The organism is Hymenobacter negativus (assembly GCF_016056375.1).
Lineage (GTDB): Bacteria > Bacteroidota > Bacteroidia > Cytophagales > Hymenobacteraceae > Hymenobacter > Hymenobacter negativus_A.
On sequence record NZ_JAEDAE010000014.1, the window covers coordinates 34,738 to 54,604 of the forward strand.

Below are 19,867 nucleotides of genomic sequence, written 5' to 3' on the forward strand. Positions count from 1 at the left end.
CGAATCTGCGTCATCCGTCAAATCCGTTACAATCTGCGGTCTTACTTAATCATATCGACCTCGGCCTTAATCATGGCGTTGTAGCGCAGGCCCTGGCTGTTGGCGGCCGTGATGAGGCTCCAGCCCTTGCCAATGGAGTAGTTCCAGGTGCGGCTTTCCTTGAATTCGAAGGTGGGGCGCATAATCTGACCGTAGGGCGTGTAGTCGTCCATGAAGTTGGTGGCGAAGAACTTATCGCCGCTCACCACCCATTCCATGGCCACGAAGAAGCCTTCCTCGGGGGCCATAATATTGTAGGGCGTGAGGTCGACGGTGTACCACTGGCCACCTTGCGGGGCCGAAACCACCACGTTTTCGGTAAGCAGGTCGGTGTTGGGGGCGTTGTAATTGCCGTCGGCCTTGTAGAGACGCACACGGAACGGCTCGCGCGGGAAGCCGTTTTCGCCGATGTAAAACGACACGGTACGCACGTTGCCGAGGCGTTTTTGCTTGTCGTTTTTCACGAAGAAAGCGTACTGGCTGCCCGGTAGGCCCTGAATCATCCCCTCGCCGGGGTCGTTGGAGCGGGCGCCAAGGCCGAGGTTCTTCACTTTGCCGGCCTTCACCACCACGTTGCTGAGCTCGACGGCCCGCTTGGGCACTTCGATGGTGAGGTTGGACAAGGCGGCGCCTCGCTTCACGAGCACGGCCCGCCGGGCATAGCCCAGCGCCACCACGATGAGGGAGTCGTCGGGATTCTTGGTGGGAGCGGGCACAATGAACTGGCCGTGCTCGTTGCTAAGGGCACCGATTTGCTCGCTTTTCAGGCCGATGGACGTGAACGGCAGCGGCTCTTTTGTGTCTTTATCAACAATTACCCCCTTTATCTGAATTTGCTGCGCCCATCCGGAGGTTGCAGCAAAGGCTAGAAATAGTGCTATAAGTGGTAGGCGTGTAGACATAGTAGGCGGTATAATCCGAACAAAATTACAAAATCTTGCGCCGAAAGTTATCAGAAATTATTAGCAGATGCAACCGAATAATCCAAACCGCTGGCCGGAAAGGGCGTGAGGCAGACGCAAAGGGACTGTTGGTCGTCAAAAAAAAGCCAGGGAGCCAAAAAGCTTTTAGTGGCGTACCTTTGTTTGTATTCTTTCTAAATAAGGTTTAGCCCGTTCAACGCCCGTGTCATTATTTCGTCGTTCTCCGCAAAAGGCCGTCATTAGTACCGCTACCCGGCGCACTGCCAAAGACTTGCGAGTGGGCGAGACCGGCACTATCTGCTGCCTGGAAGACCCCGAAATGGCCTTGAAGCTGCTGGAAATGGGCTGTGTGCCCGGCGTGCAGGTGCGTCTGAGCGGCCGTGCCCCCCTCGGCGACCCGCTGATGCTGGTGCTGGGCGACCAGGAATACACGCTGTCGGTGCGGGCCAGCGAGGCGGCGACCATTTTGCTGAAGGAGTAGCAGATGCGCGATGGCTGTAACAGTAAGTAGTTCAACAACAGCGACAATTGCCGCGCCGCAGGCCGGCCCCGAGGCCGGCCCCCGACCGTTGCGCATTGCCCTCATCGGCAACCCGAACAGTGGTAAAACCTCGCTGTTCAACCAGCTTACGGGTCTCAACCAGAAGGTGGGCAACTTCCCCGGCGTGACGGTGGACCGCAAAACCGGCGTAGCCCAGCTCACCGCCACCCAGCGGGCCGAGATTATTGACCTGCCGGGTACCTACTCGCTCTATCCCAAGAGCCTGGACGAAAAGGTAATAACCGACCTGCTCTACGATAAAGCCGCCGATAACTACCCCGATTTTGTGGTGGTAACGGTGGATGCCAACAACCTGCGACGCAGTCTGCTACTGTTCACGCAGCTCGGCGACTTGGGGCTGCCGGCAGTGCTGGCGCTCAATATGATGGACGTGGCCGAGCGCCACGGCGTGAACATCGATTTGCCGGCGCTGGAGCGGGAGTTGGGCGTGCCCATTATTCCGATGAATGCCCGGAAGGGCATCGGCGTGGCGGCCCTCAAGATTGTGATGGCCCAGCGGCTGGATGCGCCGCCGGTGCGTTTTTGGCAGCCCGATGAACGACTGCTACCGCTGGTGCGCCAGATTCGCTACTACTTTAACCTGCACAACGACTACCTGGCGCTGCATTATGCCCAGCAATATCGCCAAATTGGATTTCTGAGCGCCGAGGATAAGACGCATATTCAGGAGCTTACGCAGCAGGCCGGGTTTGATGCCACCGCTGCACAAGCGGCCGAAACCATTGGGCGTTACGGGCGCATCAACGAGATTCTGCTCGAAACCGTGACGGTGGTGCGCACCGAAAAGCGCGAGCCGATAAGCAACCGCATCGATAAAGTGCTGACGCACCGGGTGGGCGGCTACCTCATTTTTCTGAGCATTCTGTTCCTGCTGTTTCAGGCCATTTTTGCCTGGGCGCAGTACCCGATGGACTGGATTGACCAGGGGATTTCGGGGCTGAGCGCGGCCATTCAGGCCAACTTCTCGGGGCCGCTGGTGCGGCTGCTCACGGAGGGCGTGCTGGCGGGCTTGGGCGGCGTGCTGGTGTTCATTCCGCAGATTGCGCTGCTGTTTGGCTTTCTGGCGGTGCTGGAGGAAACGGGCTACATGGCCCGCGTTACCTTTTTGATGGACAAGCTGATGCGGCCCTTTGGGCTGAGCGGCAAGAGCGTGGTGCCACTGATTTCGGGACTGGCCTGCGCGGTGCCGGCCATCATGGGCGCGCGGGTGATTGAGAGCTGGAAGGACCGGATGATTACGATTTTCGTGACGCCGCTGATGTCGTGCTCGGCGCGCATTCCGGTGTACACAGTGCTGGTGGCGCTGGTGGTGCCGGACCGGGCCGCGTGGGGCATTTTCAACCTGCGCGGCGTAGCGCTAATGTCGCTGTATTTGCTTGGGCTGTTCTCGGCGCTGGGCTCGGCCTGGGCGATGAAGAAGCTGCTGAAGGCGCGGGAGCGGAGCTACTTTATCATGGAATTCCCTGTGTATCAGTGGCCGCGCTGGAAGAACGTGGGCCTCACCATCTATCAGAAAGTGAGTGCGTTTGTGCTGCAGGCGGGCCGGGTGATTGTGGCCATTTCGGTGCTGCTGTGGGTGCTGGCCAGCTACGGCCCGGGCCGGCAGCAGGCAAATGCTGAAGCGCAGGTGCGGCAGCAAGCCGCGGCCCGCGGCTGGGATGCGTCCGAGACCAGCCGGCAGGTAGCTTCGGCACGACTGGAAACCTCCTACGCCGGCAAGTTTGGGCACGTGCTGGAGCCGGCTATTCGGCCGTTGGGCTACGATTGGAAAATCGGTATTGCGCTGCTCACGTCGTTTGCGGCGCGGGAAGTGTTTGTAGGCACTATTTCCACCATTTACAGCGTGGGGCAGGATGCCGACATGGGCACTCTGCAGCAGAAGCTTAGCGCTGAAAAAGACGCGGCCGGGCAGCCGTTTTTCACGCCGGCGCGAGCGTTTTCGCTGCTTGTATTTTACGTGTTTGCCATGCAATGCATGAGCACGCTGGCCGTGACGTACCGCGAAACCAAGAACTGGCGCTGGCCGGTGGCGCAACTCGTGTATATGACCGGGCTGGCCTACGTAGCGGCGTTTGTGGTGTATCAGGTGCTGGCGTAGAGACGCAATATTTTGCGTCTCATCGTTGAACGAGTTTTTAGGGCCGGCAATAGGATGGCGCGTTTCGGGCCGTCCAACGACGAGACGCGAAGCGTCGCGTCTCTACATCGGTCGACTGTCCAGTTTGCGCGCGGGTGTTCAGAAATGGACACCTTTTTCGTTATGAATTAATTTTGTTTTCGGGGTAAAATGCATAAAATCAAGTAAATAAATAAATGGCACGGGCATTGGCGACAGATAGAGGAAACACGCTTCTTTCTGCACAAAAATGGACAGAGCCATTGCCGATTCTATTCAAGCCCAACGCAAGCGCCACCGCTGGCTCGTGGTAGCAGCGGGCGTATTAGTGCTGCTGGGCGCAGTGCTGGCCTTCCGCACGGTGCTGAAACCCAGCCTGCGCCGCGGCGATATCCTGACGGCTACCGTGGAAACGGGTGAGGTGGAAGCCTCTCTCACGGCCGCCGGCACCGTGATTCCGGGCCGGGAGGCGGTGCTGACCAGCCCGATTCAGAGCACCATCCGGCGGGTGGCGGTGGCGGTGGGCGCGCGGGTGAAACCGGGCGAAACCATTCTGGAACTGGACAAGGAACTAGCCAATTCGAGCCTGGCGAAGTTGGATGACGAGCAGCTGCGCAACCAGAACAAGAACTCGCAGCTGCAACTAACACTGGAGCGCAGCCTGACCGATTTGCGCGCCCAGGCCCAGGTGCAGGCCGTGAAAGTGCGCAGCCTGCAATCGGCTCTGCGCGATGAGCAGCAACTGCTGAAAATAGGCGGCGGTACCGCCGAAAACGTGCGCCAAGCCGAGTTAAACCTGACCGTGGCCCAACTGGAAGCCGACCGCCTGACGCGCCAGATTCAGACCCAGCAGCGCTCCAATGCGGCCGACGTGCGGGAGCTGGGCTACACCGTGTCGATGCAGCAGCGCAGCATTGCGGAATTGGCCACCAAGCTGCGGCAAGCCAACATCAGCAGCCAGCAGGCGGGCGTGCTGACTTGGGTGAACGACAACCTCGGCACCACCGTGCAGGCCGGCGACGCGCTGGCCCGGGTGGCCGATTTGAGCAGCTTCCGGGTGCGGGCCACAATTTCGGACAGCTACGCCGATGCCCTGCACCAGGGCGACCCGGTGAAGGTGCGCATCAACGACCTCGACCTACGGGGCACGGTGGCCAGCATCAGCCCGAGCGTGGACAAGGGCGTGGTAACGTTTTATGCCCAACTCGACAACCCCCACCACCCGGCGCTTCGCCCCAATCTGCGCGCCGACGTATTTGTGATAACCCGCGCCCACCACGGCGTGCTGCGCGTGAAAAACGGCCCGTTTTACCAGGGTGGCAAGGAGCAGCCAGTGTTTGTGCTGACTAACGGCGGGCGCGTGCAGCGCCGCACGGTGCGCTTCGGTGACAGCAATTTCGACTTTGTGCAGATTATCGGCGGCCTGCGGGCGGGCGAAGAAATCGTGGTGTCGGACATGAAAGAGCATCTGGACACGCCGGAGCTGAACCTTCACGACTAAGGCGGCGCGACGATGAAACCCCGAATCATTAAGCTTCTTTTGTTGCTCGCGCCGCTGGGTGCGCTACAGCAGCCGGTGGCGGCTCAGGCAGTGCAAACCGCCGCGCCCGCCCTCACACTGGCCGAGGTGATTGCCCAAGCGCTCGACCATTCGGCCGCCGGGCAGCAAACTATCACCAACCGCGAAACCAGCTACTGGACCTGGCGTGGATACGAAGCCAATTACCGGCCGCAATTGGGCCTTAAGGGCACGCTGCCCTACTACGTGCATGGGATTCAGGCTGTAGGTCAGCCCGATGGCACCACGCTCTTCCAGACGGTGCACAACAATTTCTCGGAAACCAGCCTGAGCCTGACCCAGAATATCGGGCCGACCGGTGGGCAGGTAATTGTGGGTGCAACGGTGCAGCGGACGGATGTTTTCAACGATGCGGCGGGCAATTTTCACAGCTATAACACCCAGCCGTTTACGCTGGGCATCGTGCAGCCGCTGGGCCAGTTCAACGCGCTGAAATGGGCGCGGGCCATCGAGCCGCTGCGCTATCAGGAAAGTCAGCGGGCCTACGTGGAAGAGCGCGAAACCGTGGCGCAGCGCGTGACGGAGCTGTATTTCGATGTGCTGCTGCAACAGGTGAACGCCGCCGTGGCCGGCCAGAATGCCCAGGCTACGGCTGAGCTGCTGCGCATCGGCCGCGAGCGGTTTGCGCTGGGGCGGCTGTCGCAGAGCGACTTATTACAGCTGGAATTGAACCTGCTCGATGCCCGCCAAGCCCAAAATCAGGCCCGGCTTGATGCCGAAAGTGCGGCCGTGCAGCTACAAGCTTACACCGGCCAGCCGGCAGCCGCGGGCACCCTGGCGCTGGCCGTGCCCGCGCCGGCCCCGCAACCGACCGTGGCTCCGGCACAAGCGCTGGCCGAGGCCCGGCAGTACCGCAGTACTACGCTGGCCCTGCGCCGCCGGCTGCTGCAGGCCGAGCGCGACGTGGCCCAGGCGCACGGCACCACCGGCTTTCAGGCCAGCCTCACGGCCAATCTGGGCTATGTGAACCAGGCCCGAAATTTCACGGATACTTACGTGAACCTGCGCGACCAGCAGCAGGTGCGACTGGCTTTTTCACTGCCGCTCATGGACTGGGGCCGCCGCCAGGCCATCGTGAAAGCCGCCGAGCTCACTCGCGACCAGACCCGGCACGACGTGGCCCAAGAGGAGCGCAGCTTCGAGCAAACGGTGCTGACGCAGGCCGGGCAGCAGCCCGCGCTGGCCGAGCAGATTGCGCTGGCCGGCCGGGCCGACTCGCTGGCCCAGCGCCGCTACGACATTGCCCGCGCCACCTACCTGCTGGGCCGCATCAGCCTCACGGATTTGACCCTGGCCTCGGTGGCCAAGGACGGGGCGCGGCGCGGCTACATTTTCGCCCTGCGCGCCGGCTGGGTGGCCTATTATCGCCTGCGGGCCCTCACTTTATTCGATTTCGAAACCCAAACTCCCCTTCTCAAATGAGCCCGGAAACCGACCTCCGCCAACCCGATGCCGCCGCGCCCGACCGTGCCGTGCCCGTTCTGCGCCTCCGCGACATCGAGAAAGTTTACCAGACTAAAACCATCGAAACGGTGGCCCTGAACCAAGTGAACCTGACCGTGAACCGTGGCGAGTTTGTCTCTATCATGGGGCCGAGCGGCTGCGGAAAGTCGACCTTGCTCAGCCTGATGGGCCTGCTCGACGAGCCCACCGGCGGCGTGATTGAGGTGGACGGCCGCGCCGTGACCTCCTACTCCGACAAAGAGCTGGCGGGGCTACGCAACCTGAAAATCGGCTTCGTGTTTCAGAGCTACCACCTGATAAACGACCTCTCGGTGGTCGACAATGTGGAGTTGCCGTTGCTCTACCGGCCCGGCATGGGCGGCAAGGAGCGCCGCCAGCGCGCCCTTGCCGCGCTGGATAAAGTGGGCTTGAATGCGCGTACCGGTCACTTCCCAGCCCAGCTTTCGGGCGGGCAGCGGCAGCGGGTGGCCATTGCGCGGGCGCTGGCCGGTGGGCCGGAAATCATCCTGGCCGACGAGCCGACCGGCAACCTCGACTCGGTGATGGGGGAGGAGATTATCGACCTGTTGCTGGAGCTGAACCGCGAGCAGGGCGTGACCATCGTGATGGTGACCCACGACCTGCAGCAAGCTATGAAGACGCAGCGCGTGATTCGGTTTTTCGACGGCAGCCAGGTTGGATAATCAGTAAACAGTTATCAGTTCACAGTGAGCAATCAGCATGCTCGCACAACTGCCAACTGTTCATTCCTCACCGTTAACTGATAACTGAAAATGCTTCTCTCTTACTTAAAAATCGCCTGGAAGGTGCTGATGCGCCGCAAGTTCTTCACCTTCATCAGCCTGTTTGGCGTGAGCTTCACGCTGATGATATTGCTGGTGGTGATGGCCATGTTCGACCACGCTGTGGGGCCCAACGCGCCGATGAAGCGCGTGGACCGCATGCTGTTCGTGAACACCATCCGGCACCAGATGGCCGATGGGCACGGTTGGATGAGCAACCTGGCGAGCATCCACTTTGTGGACGACTACGTGCGCAAGATGAAGACGCCCGAAAAGGTGGGCATTACCACCGCCTCGGCCAATGCCACGGCTTTTACCCAGAGCAAATTGCTGCCGCTGGACATGGCTTATACCGACGGCAGCTTCTGGCAAATCATGGACTATGATTTCCTGGGCGGGCGGGCCTTCACGGCCGACGAGGTGGCGCAGGCCCAGCACGTGTGCATCATCAACGAGGCTACGGCCCGGGCCTACTTCGGCCGCCCCGACGTGGTGGGGCAGACAATCGAAATCGACCTGAAACGCTACCGCGTGGCCGGGGTGGTGCGCAACGTATCGGCCGCCCAGGTGTATGCTTACGCCGACGTATGGGTGCCCTACACGCTGAGTCCGCAGTACTTCAAGGACGACCGGCTGGAAGGCGATTTCCTGTTGGTGCTGCTGGCTCCCTCGGCAGCGGCCGTGCCGGCCGTGAGCGAAGAGTACCAGCAGATGATGAAGCGGATACCCATTCCGCGGCCCAAAGAGGTGAAAGCCATTTACTCCTACGCCGACCCCATCGTGCCAGGCGTCACCCGGGGCATTCTGGGCAACGAGCCCAGCCTGCAAAACGACCAGATTACCAAATTCTACGTGCTGGTGGGCGGGCTGGCGTTGCTATTCATGCTGCTGCCCGTGCTGAACCTGGTAAATCTGAACGTGACGCGCATTCTGGAGCGCTCGGGCGAGATAGGGGTGCGCAAGGCGTTTGGGGCGGCCAGCATCGATTTGGTGGGGCAGTTTCTGGTGGAAAACCTGGTGCTGGCGCTGGTGGGCGGGCTGCTGGGCCTGGGCCTGGCCGCCGGCGCGCTGGCCCTCGTGAACGAGGCGCACCCCGTTGCTTACGCCCACTTTGCGCTCAGCTGGAGCGTGTTTGGCTGGGGCATGGTGCTCACCCTGCTCTTCGGCCTGATGAGCGGTGTCTACCCGGCCTGGAAAATGTCGCGCCTCAACCCCGTGGCTGCCCTGCGCGGCGGGGGCGAACAGAAATAGTTAATGGTGAAACTAGTGTCATCCTGAGCGCAGCGAAGGACCTTCGCTGCGCTCAGGATGACAGACAAAATCTAAACTCGTCAAACTCCATGCTCCGCCATCTTTTCACCCTCATCTGGAACCGCAAGCGGGCCAACCTGCTGCTGATTTCCGAAATCTTTTTTTCGTTCGTGGTGCTGTTTGGATTGGGCACGGTGCTCATCACCGCAGGCAAAAACTTCCTGACGCCGCGCGGCTTCGAGTCGGCGCAGGTGTGGCGGCTGCTGGTGCGTGCCGGGCAGGGCCAGAAGATGCCCCGCGCCGAGCTCGACGACGTGCTGCGCCAGGTGAAGGCCCTGCCCGGCGTGCAAACTGTGGCCCTGACCAGCAACAACCTGCCCTTCACCTTCAATACCAACAACTCGGACTTCGTGTATAAGGGCCGCAAAACGCCCTTCGCCAACACCTACGACGCCGACGACCACTACGCCGAAGTCCTGCGCCTGCACCTGCGCGAGGGCCGCTGGTTTGCGCCGGCCGACGACGGCACCCACCACCGCCCCGTGGTCATCACCGAAAATATGCGCCAGTACCTATTCGGCGATGAGCCGGCGCTGGGCAAAATTTTCCGCTACCCCATGGTGGTCAAAAACACCAAGCCCGAGCACGAGTTCCAAGTGGTGGGCGTGGTAGATAATGTGCGGATGACGACCGAATTCGATGAGGCCATCCCCTCGGTGTGGATGCGCCTGCTGCCCTACGACACCACCCACTGGGAAACGGCCGCCGTACTGGTGCGCGTGGCCCCCGGCCAGGGCGGCGCCTTGCAGGAAAAAATAGCCCGCACCGTGGCCGGCGTCACGCGCCAATGGAGCACCGAAGTGCGCGTGATGGAAGACGACCGCCTGCACCGCCGCCGCTATACGCTGGTACCGGTGGTGGGGCTGGGCCTCATGGGCCTGTTCCTCATCATTAATGTAGCGCTGGGCTTGTTCGGGGTGCTGTGGTACAACATCAGCCAGCGCCGGGCCGAGATTGGGCTGCGCCGGGCCATGGGGGCCACGGGCGCGGGCATCGGCTGGCAGTTTTTGGGTGAAATGATGGTAGTCACCACCTTCGGGGTACTGCTGGGCGGGCTGCTGGCGGCCCAGTTCCCGCTGCTCAATGCCTTCGACCTGCCCACCCAGCCCTATCTGCTGGCCATCGCGGCGGCGGCCTGCGCGGTGTACGCCATCACGGCGCTGTGCGCGTGGCAGCCCAGCCGGCTGGCGGCGCGCATTCACCCGGCGGTGGCCCTGCGCGAGGAGTAGGGAGGCGGCCAATTATCTTGCCGCAGCTAGCTGGTAGCGCAGGCAACTTCCGGGCCGCCCGCTGCATCTGTCGCTTCAGCAACGCTGCTTTTCATCCTCACCTTTTTTCTGTAGTAGTTATGAAAAACCTCACCGCCACCGCCTTTTTCTGCCTCCTGAGCACGGCTGCCTTTGCCCAGGCCGGGCCCCAGGTGCGCAACGTGGCCAGCTTCCACGCCGTGGAGGTGGGCAACGGCATTGAGCTGCGCCTGACTTCCGGCACCACCCAGCGCGTGGTGGCCAGCGCCGAAGAAGCCGACCAGCTCGACCGCATCCTGACGGAAGTGCGCGACGGCGTGCTCAAAATCAGCTTCGACCGCGAGTGGGCCGAGACGCTGGGCCTGAAAAACGTGCGCCACATGCGCGTCGACGTCACGGCCACCAGCCTCACGGCCCTGCACGCCAGCAGCGGCGCGCACGCCGAAGTGGTGGGCGCCTTCACCACCCAGGGCTTGGACGTGGCCGCGTCGTCGGGCGGCAGCGTCAAGGCCACTTTCATCAGCACCGATGTCAACGCGCACGTGAGCAGCGGCGGCGTGGCCACCCTGGCCGGCACCGCCCAGCGCCTCGACGTAGGGGCTAGCAGCGGCGGCGTGTTCAAAGGCGATGGCCTGGTGGCCCGCGTCTGCGATGCCTCGGCCAGCAGCGGCGGCAACCTGAGCGTGACCGTGCAGGAAACCCTGACCGCCGACGCCAGCAGCGGCGGCGGCGTGCGCTATTCCGGCTCGCCCCGCGTGAGCAAGCGCACCAGCAGCGGCGGCAGCGTGAAGCAGCGGTAGGCTGCTTAGTGCTTGGTAATTAAGTATTCGCCTTGCAATTCGGCTGAACTTTTCCGAGTGCCCTGAACACCAGGTGCCAAGCACTTGGCAACAAGCACTCTGGGCAATAAGCCCCAAAAAACATCATGTTTCTCATTGTCGACGATGACCTGGCAATCCGTACCTCGCTGAAGCTGCTGCTGAAGCAGGCCGGCTACCCCGCGCAGGCCGTGGCCACGCCCGCCGAGGCCCTGGCTGTGGTGCGCAAAGCCCCGCCCCGGCTGGTGCTCATGGACATGAACTTCTCGCTCGATACCAGCGGGCACGATGGCCTGGCCCTGCTGGCCCAGGTGAAAGCCGTTGCCCCGCAGGTGCCTGTCATCCTCATCACCGGCTGGGGCAGCATCGCGCTGGCCGTGGAGGGCATGAAGGCCGGCGCGGCCGAGTTCGTGACCAAGCCCTGGCACAACGACTCGCTGCTCCAGACCATTCGCACGGTGCTGGCCGTGCACGAACACCCCGCCGAGCCCGCCGCGGAGCCCACCGAAGCCCCTGCCCGCCAGCGCCGCCAGCTCGACCAGCAGTTTGCCTTTCGGGATATTATCGGGCACGATGCCCAGCTGCTGCACGTATTGCGCCAGGTGGGCCAGGTGGCCGCCACCGATGCCGCCGTGCTCATCGAGGGCGAAAGCGGCACCGGCAAGGAACTCATCGCCGAAGCCATTCACCGCAACAGCCCGCGCCGAAACCAGGCCTTCGTGAAGGTGAACCTGGGCGGCATTTCGAGCAGCTTGTTTGAAAGCGAGATGTTCGGCCACCGCCGGGGCGCGTTCACCGATGCCAAAACCGACCGCGTGGGCCGCTTCGAGCTGGCCAACGGCGGCACCATTTTCCTCGATGAAATCGGCGAGCTGGAGCTGGCCTCGCAGGTGAAGTTGCTGCGCGTGCTGCAAGACCGCACCTACGAAGTCCTGGGCGACTCCAAACCCCGCCGGCTCGACATCCGCGTCATCGCCGCCACCAACCGCAACCTGGCCGAGATGGTGCAGCAGGGCCGTTTCCGCGAAGACTTGTTCTACCGCATTAACCTGATTTCGGTGCGCCTGCCCGCCCTGCGCGAACGGGCGGCCGACATTCCCTTATTGGCCCAACACTTCCTCGACCAGCTGCGGGCTACCTACCAGCGCCCGGCCCTGCGCGTGAGCACCCGCGCCCTGCACTGGCTGCGCGAGCAAGCCCTGCCCGGCAACATCCGCGAGCTCAAAAACCTGGTAGAGCGCGCTGTCCTCGTCAGCGGCAAGGAGGAATTAGGCCCCGAGGATTTCCAGGCCAACGCCATGAAATCACTCAGCCACTCCGTCACGCAGTCGCCGTTGCCCGCTCCCGGCACCATGACCCTCGATGAGCTAGAGGCCCAGATGATTCGGCAGAGTCTGGCACACTACGACGGCAACATCAGCCGCGTGGCGAAGGCGTTGGGGCTGAGCCGGGGCGCATTGTATCGCAGGTTCGAGAAGCATGGCATCCCGTATGATGCGTAGGAGCAATCGGGGGTAGAGACACAATACTTTGCGTCTCGTCGTTGAACAGCCGGGACTGCGCGGAATCGCCCATAACCGTGCGGACTAAACAACATCAGCAACGACGAGGCGCAAAATATTGCGTCTCTACCCATTCAGCGTGGCGTTCCGCCTGATGTTCTTTTGCCCCAATCCATGTCCCTCCGTCTCCAGTTTCTCCTCTTCACTACCCTCATTCACGTCGTGCTCATTGCGCTGGCGGTCCAGCTGCGCACCACCAACGTGCCGCTGTTCTTTGGGAGCGAGGTGTTGCTGCTCATCAGCATCGCCGTCACCGCGCAGCTTTATCGGGGCTTTGTGCGTCCGTTTCAGCTTATTGCGGCGGGCACGGCGGCCATTCAGGCCCAGGATTTTAGCATGAAGTTCGTGCCCGTGGGCCAGCGCGACATGGACCAGCTCATCCTCGTGTATAACCAGATGATTGACGCCCTGCGGCACGAGCGCGTGAGCCAGCACGAAAAAAGCTTCCTGCTCGAACGCCTCATTCAGGCCTCGCCCGCCGGCATCCTCATTCTCGATTTCGAAGGCCGAATTGAAAGTGCCAACGCCGCTGCCGCACGCTTCATCGGCCAGCCGGCCGCCGCGCTGGCCGGCCAGGTTCTGGCCGAACTAGCCGCGCCCTGGGGCCCGGCCCTGGCCACCCTGGCCGAAGACCAGCCGCAGGCCCTGCGCCTCTCCGGCCTGGCCACCTACCGCGCCCACGCCGCCCATTTCCTGGACCGGGGCTTCACGCGCCGCTTCATTGTGTTGGAAGAGCTGACTCAGGAGCTCATCAAGCAGGAAAAGCAGGCCTACGGGCAGCTCATCCGCATGATGTCGCACGAAATCAATAATTCCATCGGGGCCATCAACTCCATCCTGCACAGCTTCCAGCACTACGCCCCCCAGCTCGACCCCGCCGACCAGCCCGACTTCACCCAGGCCCTCGACGTAAGCATCGCCCGCAACACCCAGCTGGCCAACTTTATTGCCAACTTCGCCCACCTCGTACGCCTGCCCCCGCCCGTGCCGCATCCCACCGATGTGCACGCCCTGCTGCGCGGCATCGGCCGTCTGCTTCAGCCCCTGAGCGAGGAGCGCAACATTGCCTGGCACCTGGAGCTGCCCGCCGGCCCGCTCATGTTGCCCCTCGACGCCCAGCAAATAGAGCAGGCCCTGCTCAATGTGGCCAAAAACGCCCTCGAAGCCATTGGCCGCGACGGCAACGTGTGGGTGCGCACCACGCTCAGCCCACCCGCCCTCACCATCGAAAACGACGGCCCCGGCCTCACCCCCGAGGTCAGCCAGCGGCTCTTCACGCCCTTCTTCAGCACCAAGCGCGACGGCCAGGGCATCGGCCTCACGCTGGTGCGCGACGTGCTGCTGGCCCACGGCTTCCGCTTCCGCCTCGAAACGAATGAGGCCGGCCGCACGGCATTTAGTATTGATTTCTAAATGGGGGTTATTTTTAATGGGGTTTTCGGTGAATTGAATAATTAATGATGTTTTTGGGTGTTGTTATGAAAGGGGGTAAGTGAAAATTATTTAATATCTTCGGTCAGGTGTCTCTAAATTTACCCCACTATGACTCGGAAAAGATATTTAGCTACTGCCTGCCTCGGGGCCATCCTGTTATTAGCCGGCTTTGCCGCCTTCCTCCCCCAAAGCCACCCCGACGCCCTTCCCAACGCCTTCAATCCCGCCGATTTGGCCTGGATGCTCTCTGCCTCCGGCCTCGTGCTGCTGATGACGCCCGGCCTGGCCTTCTTCTACGGCGGCATGGTGAGCAAGCGCAACGTGATTTCGACAATGCTCCAGAGCTTTATCGCGCTGGGCGTCATTTCGGTGCTGTGGTACGTGGTGGGCTTTTCGCTGGCTTTTGGCGACAGCATTGGCGGCGTGATTGGCAATCCGCTCACGTTCTTCATGTTCAACAACGTGGGCACCGCCCCGCACCCGCGCCTGGCCCCCAACCTGCCGCTGGTGCTCTACGCCGCCTTCCAGCTGAAATTCGCCATCATCACGCCCGCCCTTATCAGCGGCGCGTTTGCCGAGCGCATCCGGTTCTGGGGCTATCTGCTGTTCATGTGCCTGTTTAGCCTGCTCATCTACTGCCCGCTGGCCCACTGGACCTGGCACCCCGACGGCTTCCTATTCAAGTGGGGCGTGCTCGATTTTGCCGGCGGCACGGTGGTGCACATCTCGGCCGGTTTCGCGGCGCTGGCGGGCGCCCTGGCCCTGGGCCGCCGCCACAGCCACCTCGAAGGCCACACCCACGTGCCGCCCAACGTGCCGTTCATTCTCATTGGCACGGGCTTGCTGTGGTTTGGCTGGTTTGGGTTCAATGCCGGCTCGGCGCTGGCGGCCAATGCCACGGCGGTGCAGGCCTTCTTCACCACGCACATGGCTTCGGCCGCCGCTATGCTCACCTGGATGATGATTGAGGCCGTGCGCGGGCAGCGGCCCTCGGCGGCGGGCGCGGCCATTGGCGCGGTGGTGGGCCTGGTAGCCATCACCCCAGCGGCGGGCTACGTGAGCTACGGCCCGGCGCTGTTCATCGGCGTAGTGTCGGCCGCCATTAGCGCCGGCGCAGTCGATTTGAAAAACCGCACCACGCTGGATGATACGCTTGACGTGTTTCCCTGCCACGGCGTGGGCGGCATCGCGGGCATGATTCTCACCGCCGTTTTTGCCAAGGATGGCGGCCTGGTTCCCACCGGTTCCTGGACGCTGCTGCTGCACCACCTCGGCGCGCTGGCCTTTATTTCGGTCTACACTTTCGGTGGCTCCTACCTACTCTATAAAGTAACCAACGTCCTCATTCCCATTCGGGTAAACGCTACGCACGAAGCCGATGGCCTCGACCTCAGCCAGCACGGCGAAACAGTATTGCCCGCGCCCCAGGAGCTGGAATCCGCCAAAGAGTTACGTTTCGTGGTGCGGGCATCGTAGTAGCTACTAAAAGCGCCTGTCATCCTGAGCGCAGCGAAGGACCTAATCACGCATGAACAAGTAGTTCTTATATGATTAGGTCCTTCGCTGCGCTCAGGATGACAGGCACTTTTAGTATTACGTCCCAATCACAAACACCGTCGGAATCTTGTGCAGCTCCGGGGCTGGCAGGCGCTTCCAGTCGCTCACGGTCAGCGTCTTAATAAACTCTCCTGCCCCGGTCACATCGGCCGCCACGCACAGGCGGGTGCCGGGCTGCAGATGCGCCAGCAAGTCGCTGAACAGCGCCCCGTTGCGGTAAGGCGTTTCGATAAACAGCTGCGACTGCTGCCGCAGCTGCGCCTCCTTCTCCAGTGCCTTGATGGCCGCCACCCGGGGCGCTTTTTCAATGGGCAAATACCCGTGAAATGCAAACTGCTGCCCATTCAGCCCCGAGGCCATGAGCGCCAGCAGCAGCGACGACGGCCCCACCAGCGGCCGCACCCGCAGGCCCTGCCGGTGCGCCTCCCGCGCCAGTGCCGCGCCGGGGTCCGCAATGCCGGGGCAGCCGGCTTCGCTGAGAATGCCGGCATCAATGCCCTCTTTCGCCAGTAGCGCGAGTGCGGCTTTTACTTCCGCGTCGGTGCTGTCCTTGTCGATGACTACGAAGCGGATATCCTCAATCACGCGGTGCGGGGCCACGCTTTTCACGAAGCGGCGGGCGGTGCGGGCATTCTCCACCAGAAAATAGGGGAGGGACGCCACGGCGGCCACTACCTGCGGCGGCAGCACCTGCGGGGCCGTGTCGTCGGCCAGCGGCGTTGGGATGAGGAAAAGGGTTCCGGACATTGGGCATAAATAATATGCTGCAAAGGAACGGCGCTACCGCTTGACAACCCTCGTGGCCGCATTCATCGAATGAGCTTTCGGACGCTCGAATGCGCCTCGGCCTGCATATCAGTCAAACAAAAATCGCCCCGCTTTCATAAAGAAAGCGGGGCGATTGGACTGACGGTCAGCAGCTGTAGGCGCTAGTCGCGCTTCAGCAGGCGGGTAACGCGCTGGTCGCCCTGGCGGGCTTGCAGCGTGTATACACCGCTAGCCAACGCCCGAACATCAAGCTGGAAGCGGCTTGCACCGGCCTCCGCCGTTTCTTCGCGGTGGATGAGCACGCGCCCGGCTATGTCGTAGAGGTCAAGCTGGACCGGGCCTGTGCCCGAGCTCATCAAGTCCAGAGTAAGGTATTCCTGCAGCGGCACCGGGTAGGCTTCGAGCTTGAAGACCATGGAGCTGGCAAAACGCACGGCCAGCACCTTGCTCAACTGGCTTTTGCCCTCGGTGTCGAGCTGTCGCAGGCGGTAGAACAGCGTGGCCCCCAACTGGCTCGCGTCTTTGTCGATGGCCGTGGAGGCGGCCGGCGACCACCGCTGGCTGGCTACCACCTGCCGGCTGATTTCCTGCCACTTCTGCTGGTCCGTGGAGCGTTCAATGACGTACCAGCCATTGCTCGGCTTCGTGGTTGTCGACCAGGTCAGCACGGCATCGGCGCTGCGGGCGGTGCCCGAAAACAGTGTCTGAGCCAGCGGAGCCACGGCGGGCAGGCTGTTCAGGCTCACAGTGTACCAGGCGTTTAGCTCGGTGGTGGCCACTGCTACGGTGCGAGCCAGGGCGGGCTGTGGCTCGCCGGCTTTCACCCAGGTTTGGCCCCGGTCGATGGAGTACCACACCTGGGCCAGGGCTCCGCCAAAGTCCAGGCCGTGGTCGTTGTCGGCCAGCCAGCTCAGCGACAGCTTGACGGCTTTGGTTGGGTTGCGTTCATCGGCCGTGCTGACTCGCCAGATGCGGTCGATGCCCTGCTTGCCCGCAAACGCCGGGCTTTGGGCGTAGGAGTAGTTCAGCTGGTTCAGGCCGGTGCGGCGGTCCACGGCCAGCGTCAGGGCCTGGCCGTTGGGGTTCAGCACAAAGCCCATGTTGCCGAAGTTGACGGGCTCGGTGCCGCGCACGGCTTGCTGCTGCGTCAGGCTGCCCCGCACGTAGTGGCTATCGTCTTCGGTGCCGGCCGGGCCGGGGCCCATCAGGGTGCCGCCCGATGCCAGGCGCAGGCTGTAAGCCGCCGTGGTGAGCAGGTTGCCCGTGGCCAGCCGCAAGCCGTTGGCTACCGTGGCATCGGAGCCAAGCGTGGTGCCGGCTGGGTTGTCGAGGCGCAGGTTGTAGAGCGTGGCACCGTTCATGCTGAGTACGTGGGGCGTCATGCCCATCAGTACCACTGTACTTTTGCTGGCTACCCAAGTGCCAGCGGCGGTGTTCAGCAGGTTGCCTTCATCAATGAAGAGCCGGTTGGAATAGTTACCAGCTGCGGAGGTCAGGTCGAACTCGCCGGCATTCTCTACATCGCCGCGCACGTAGCGCACCGAATCGGTGAGGGCGACGAGGCCGCCCGCTCCGTTGTAGAGGCCCTGTGCCTGGCTGGTGTGCAGGGCCGTAGCACCACACACCAGCAGCAGCGCAAGCGCGACTTTGGGAGGTTCGAAACGTTTGAGGTATCGGTTCATGGTCTCGTACTGATTAATTCCAGTTTGTTCCATCAGAAACAAAAGTGCCCATGGTGTTAGCAGGAATGATAACACTCGATACGGTAGCATTGCCGTTCACAATATATACGGTCAGAGAACTGCTGCCAGAGGCTTTTATGTATACAACGCGCCCGGCAACCGAAGCACCATCAGCAATAGACAAGGAGGCATTATCAGTGGTGCTGCTGGTGGTTACTTTGATGTAGTTTGCGCTGGCGCTGCCGCTAAAGCTAGGAGTAATTCTAGCTGCGTTGCTACCACTGCTATTGTTGCCAGGCATCGAAGCCAGAACGCCAACAGTAGCTGCCGGCCCAGCCGGAACCGTGAAGTTCAGAACCGCCGCTGTGCTGCTTCCGCTATTGGTTACAGAGGCACTCGAACCAGCAGGCCCCGTTGTTGTAGTACCTATCGTTACAGTGGCAGCGCCATTAGCACCGGTGGCACCGGTAGGCCCAGCCGGGCCCTGTGGACCAGTGGGGCCAGCGGGGCCTTGCGGACCAGTGGCACCAGTGGCACCGGTCGCACCAGTGGCACCTTGAGCGCCAGTGTCGCCTCTTGGAATGGTAAAGCGGAATACAGCTGCCGAAGTAGTCCCGGTATTGGTAACGGATGCGCTCGAGCCCGCCGCGCCGGTCGTGGTGGCACCTAAAGTCACAGTAGCCGCAGCACCTGTGGCACCCGTTGCGCCTTGAGGGCCCGTTACGCCCTGAGGGCCAGTAGCACCGGTAGCACCAGTGGCCCCAGTAGCACCTTGAGCCCCGGTATTTCCAGTATCACCTTTCAATCCCTGCGGGCCAATGGGGCCAGCAACGCCCTGCGGACCTGCAGCGCCGGTGGCACCCGTCGCGCCGGTAGCACCCGTCGCGCCGGTAGCACCGGCCACACCCTGAGCGCCGGTGTCGCCAGTATCGCCTTTGTCACCTTTCAGGCCTTGAGGACCGGCTACCGTACTGGCTGGGCCGGTAGCACCTTGTGGACCCGCCGGTCCGACTTCGCCTTGGGGACCAGCTGCGCCTTGGGCACCGGTGGCACCCATCGCGCCCGTATCACCTTTCAATCCCTGCGGACCAACGGGGCCAGCAACGCCTTGGGGGCCTGTGGCACCAGTTTCGCCAGTAGCACCCTGGGGGCCAACAGCACCGGCCACACCCTGAGCACCCGTTGCCCCGGTGTCGCCTTTAGGGCCAGCAACGCCTTGGGGGCCAGTGGCACCCGTCTCGCCTGTATCACCTTTTAGCCCTTGGGGACCAATTGGACCTTGGTCACCCTGGTCGCCTTTGGCACCATTGGTGCCGGCCATGCCCGTGTCGCCTTTGGGGCCAACGGGGCCCGCAACGCCTTGGTCGCCCTGGTCACCTTTGGCGCCGTTGGCTCCAGTTGCGCCAGTATCACCTTTTTCCCCTTTGGCACCATCTAACCCAGCATCACCTTTCGGACCGATGGGACCGGCCACACCTTGGTCGCCTTGGTCGCCTTTCGGGCCAGCCGCGCCGTCAAAGCCACGGTCGCCTTTCGGACCAACGGGGCCGGCAATGCCCTGCTCACCTTGGTCGCCTTTCGGGCCGGCCGCGCCGTCAAAACCCGTGTCGCCTTTGGGCCCTACCGGGCCGGCCACGCCCTGCGGGCCCGTGTCCCCTTTCGGGCCGGCTGCACCATCAAAGCCAGCGTCGCCTTTGGGGCCCATGGGACCGGCCACGCCTTGAATCCCTTGGTCGCCTTTGGCGCCATCCGCTCCGGTAGCGCCAGTATCACCTTTCGGGCCAATAGGACCAGCCGGGCCTTGCGGGCCTGTGTCGCCTTTCGGGCCGGCCGCGCCGTCAAAGCCGGCGTCGCCTTTCGGACCGATTGGGCCTGTTGGGCCTGCTGGGCCTTGGTCGCCCTTCGGGCCGGCCGCGCCGTCAAAACCCGTGTCGCCTTTGGGGCCCATGGGACCGGCTACACCTTGCACGCCCTGGTCACCTTTCGGACCAGCCGCGCCGTCAAAGCCGGTGTCACCTTTCGG

18 protein-coding genes are annotated in these 19,867 nt (G+C 62.6%); 14 read left to right on the forward strand and 4 right to left on the reverse strand.

All coding sequences use genetic code 11. The features are described from left to right. Nucleotides 1–41: 41 nt before the first annotated feature. Nucleotides 42–941, reverse strand: coding sequence for a carboxypeptidase-like regulatory domain-containing protein (locus I7X13_RS20620; protein ID WP_198070608.1), 900 nt, complete (start codon nucleotides 939–941; stop codon nucleotides 42–44). A 223-nt stretch (nucleotides 942–1,164) separates the two neighbouring features. Here I7X13_RS20620 and I7X13_RS20625 point away from each other — a divergent pair, with 223 nt between their 5' ends. From I7X13_RS20625 to I7X13_RS20675, 11 genes are all read left to right on the forward strand, one after another. Further along, entirely contained in the window at nucleotides 1,165–1,443 is a 279-nt protein-coding gene (locus tag I7X13_RS20625) for a FeoA family protein (protein ID WP_211532150.1), read from the forward strand. Between the two features lie 10 nt (nucleotides 1,444–1,453). After that, entirely contained in the window at nucleotides 1,454–3,622 is a 2,169-nt protein-coding gene (feoB, locus tag I7X13_RS20630; protein ID WP_198076937.1) for a ferrous iron transport protein B, read from the forward strand. Between the two features lie 268 nt (nucleotides 3,623–3,890). Next, entirely contained in the window at nucleotides 3,891–5,141 is a 1,251-nt protein-coding gene (locus I7X13_RS20635) for an efflux RND transporter periplasmic adaptor subunit (protein WP_198076938.1), read from the forward strand. Nucleotides 5,142–5,153: 12 nt separating this feature from the next. Next, entirely contained in the window at nucleotides 5,154–6,641 is a 1,488-nt protein-coding gene (locus I7X13_RS20640; RefSeq protein ID WP_198076939.1) for a TolC family protein, read from the forward strand. Continuing rightward, a complete protein-coding gene (locus tag I7X13_RS20645) occupies nucleotides 6,638–7,366 on the forward strand; it encodes an ABC transporter ATP-binding protein (RefSeq protein ID WP_198076940.1) in 729 nt (242 codons plus the stop codon). The genes I7X13_RS20640 and I7X13_RS20645 overlap by 4 nt, the downstream gene beginning before the upstream one ends. A gap of 90 nt (nucleotides 7,367–7,456) precedes the next feature. Further along, nucleotides 7,457–8,716: an ABC transporter permease gene (locus I7X13_RS20650; RefSeq protein ID WP_198076941.1), complete on the forward strand. Its 1,260-nt coding sequence runs from the start codon at nucleotides 7,457–7,459 to the stop codon at nucleotides 8,714–8,716. Nucleotides 8,717–8,805: 89 nt separating this feature from the next. Further along, the gene (locus tag I7X13_RS20655) at nucleotides 8,806–10,005 is read left to right on the forward strand and encodes an ABC transporter permease (protein WP_198076942.1); all 1,200 of its coding nucleotides are present in this window, start codon (nucleotides 8,806–8,808) and stop codon (nucleotides 10,003–10,005) included. 119 nt (nucleotides 10,006–10,124) lie between these two features. Continuing rightward, complete coding sequence (locus tag I7X13_RS20660; RefSeq protein WP_198070615.1) at nucleotides 10,125–10,823, forward strand: head GIN domain-containing protein; 699 nt, start codon at nucleotides 10,125–10,127, stop codon at nucleotides 10,821–10,823. Between the two features lie 125 nt (nucleotides 10,824–10,948). Then, nucleotides 10,949–12,343 carry a sigma-54-dependent transcriptional regulator gene (locus I7X13_RS20665; protein WP_198076943.1) on the forward strand — a complete coding sequence of 465 codons (1,395 nt, stop codon included), beginning with the start codon at nucleotides 10,949–10,951 and terminating at the stop codon, nucleotides 12,341–12,343. Nucleotides 12,344–12,517: 174 nt separating this feature from the next. Further along, nucleotides 12,518–13,816 carry a sensor histidine kinase gene (locus I7X13_RS20670; RefSeq protein WP_198076944.1) on the forward strand — a complete coding sequence of 433 codons (1,299 nt, stop codon included), beginning with the start codon at nucleotides 12,518–12,520 and terminating at the stop codon, nucleotides 13,814–13,816. Between the two features lie 129 nt (nucleotides 13,817–13,945). Beyond that, nucleotides 13,946–15,313, forward strand: a complete 1,368-nt coding sequence (locus tag I7X13_RS20675; protein ID WP_198076945.1) for an ammonium transporter — start codon at nucleotides 13,946–13,948, stop codon at nucleotides 15,311–15,313. 117 nt (nucleotides 15,314–15,430) lie between these two features. Here I7X13_RS20675 and I7X13_RS20680 read toward each other — a convergent pair whose 3' ends face one another. The 3 genes from I7X13_RS20680 to I7X13_RS20690 form a co-directional block, all read right to left on the reverse strand. Beyond that, nucleotides 15,431–16,141, reverse strand: a complete 711-nt coding sequence (locus tag I7X13_RS20680; RefSeq protein ID WP_198076946.1) for an SAM-dependent methyltransferase — start codon at nucleotides 16,139–16,141, stop codon at nucleotides 15,431–15,433. A gap of 182 nt (nucleotides 16,142–16,323) precedes the next feature. Further along, complete coding sequence (locus tag I7X13_RS20685; protein WP_198076947.1) at nucleotides 16,324–17,844, reverse strand: T9SS type A sorting domain-containing protein; 1,521 nt, start codon at nucleotides 17,842–17,844, stop codon at nucleotides 16,324–16,326. A gap of 13 nt (nucleotides 17,845–17,857) precedes the next feature. Continuing rightward, entirely contained in the window at nucleotides 17,858–18,145 is a 288-nt protein-coding gene (locus I7X13_RS20690; protein ID WP_198076949.1) for a hypothetical protein, read from the reverse strand. Nucleotides 18,146–18,553: 408 nt separating this feature from the next. On the opposite strand from I7X13_RS20690, the gene I7X13_RS21640 reads away from it, so the two are divergent. The 3 genes from I7X13_RS21640 to I7X13_RS21645 all read left to right on the forward strand — a co-directional run. Beyond that, nucleotides 18,554–19,102, forward strand: a complete 549-nt coding sequence (locus I7X13_RS21640; protein WP_233454877.1) for a hypothetical protein — start codon at nucleotides 18,554–18,556, stop codon at nucleotides 19,100–19,102. A 3-nt stretch (nucleotides 19,103–19,105) separates the two neighbouring features. Further along, a complete protein-coding gene (locus I7X13_RS20700; protein ID WP_198076950.1) occupies nucleotides 19,106–19,282 on the forward strand; it encodes a hypothetical protein in 177 nt (58 codons plus the stop codon). A gap of 48 nt (nucleotides 19,283–19,330) precedes the next feature. Continuing rightward, the coding region (locus I7X13_RS21645) for a hypothetical protein (protein ID WP_233454878.1) at nucleotides 19,331–19,867 on the forward strand (537 nt) is incomplete at its 3' end.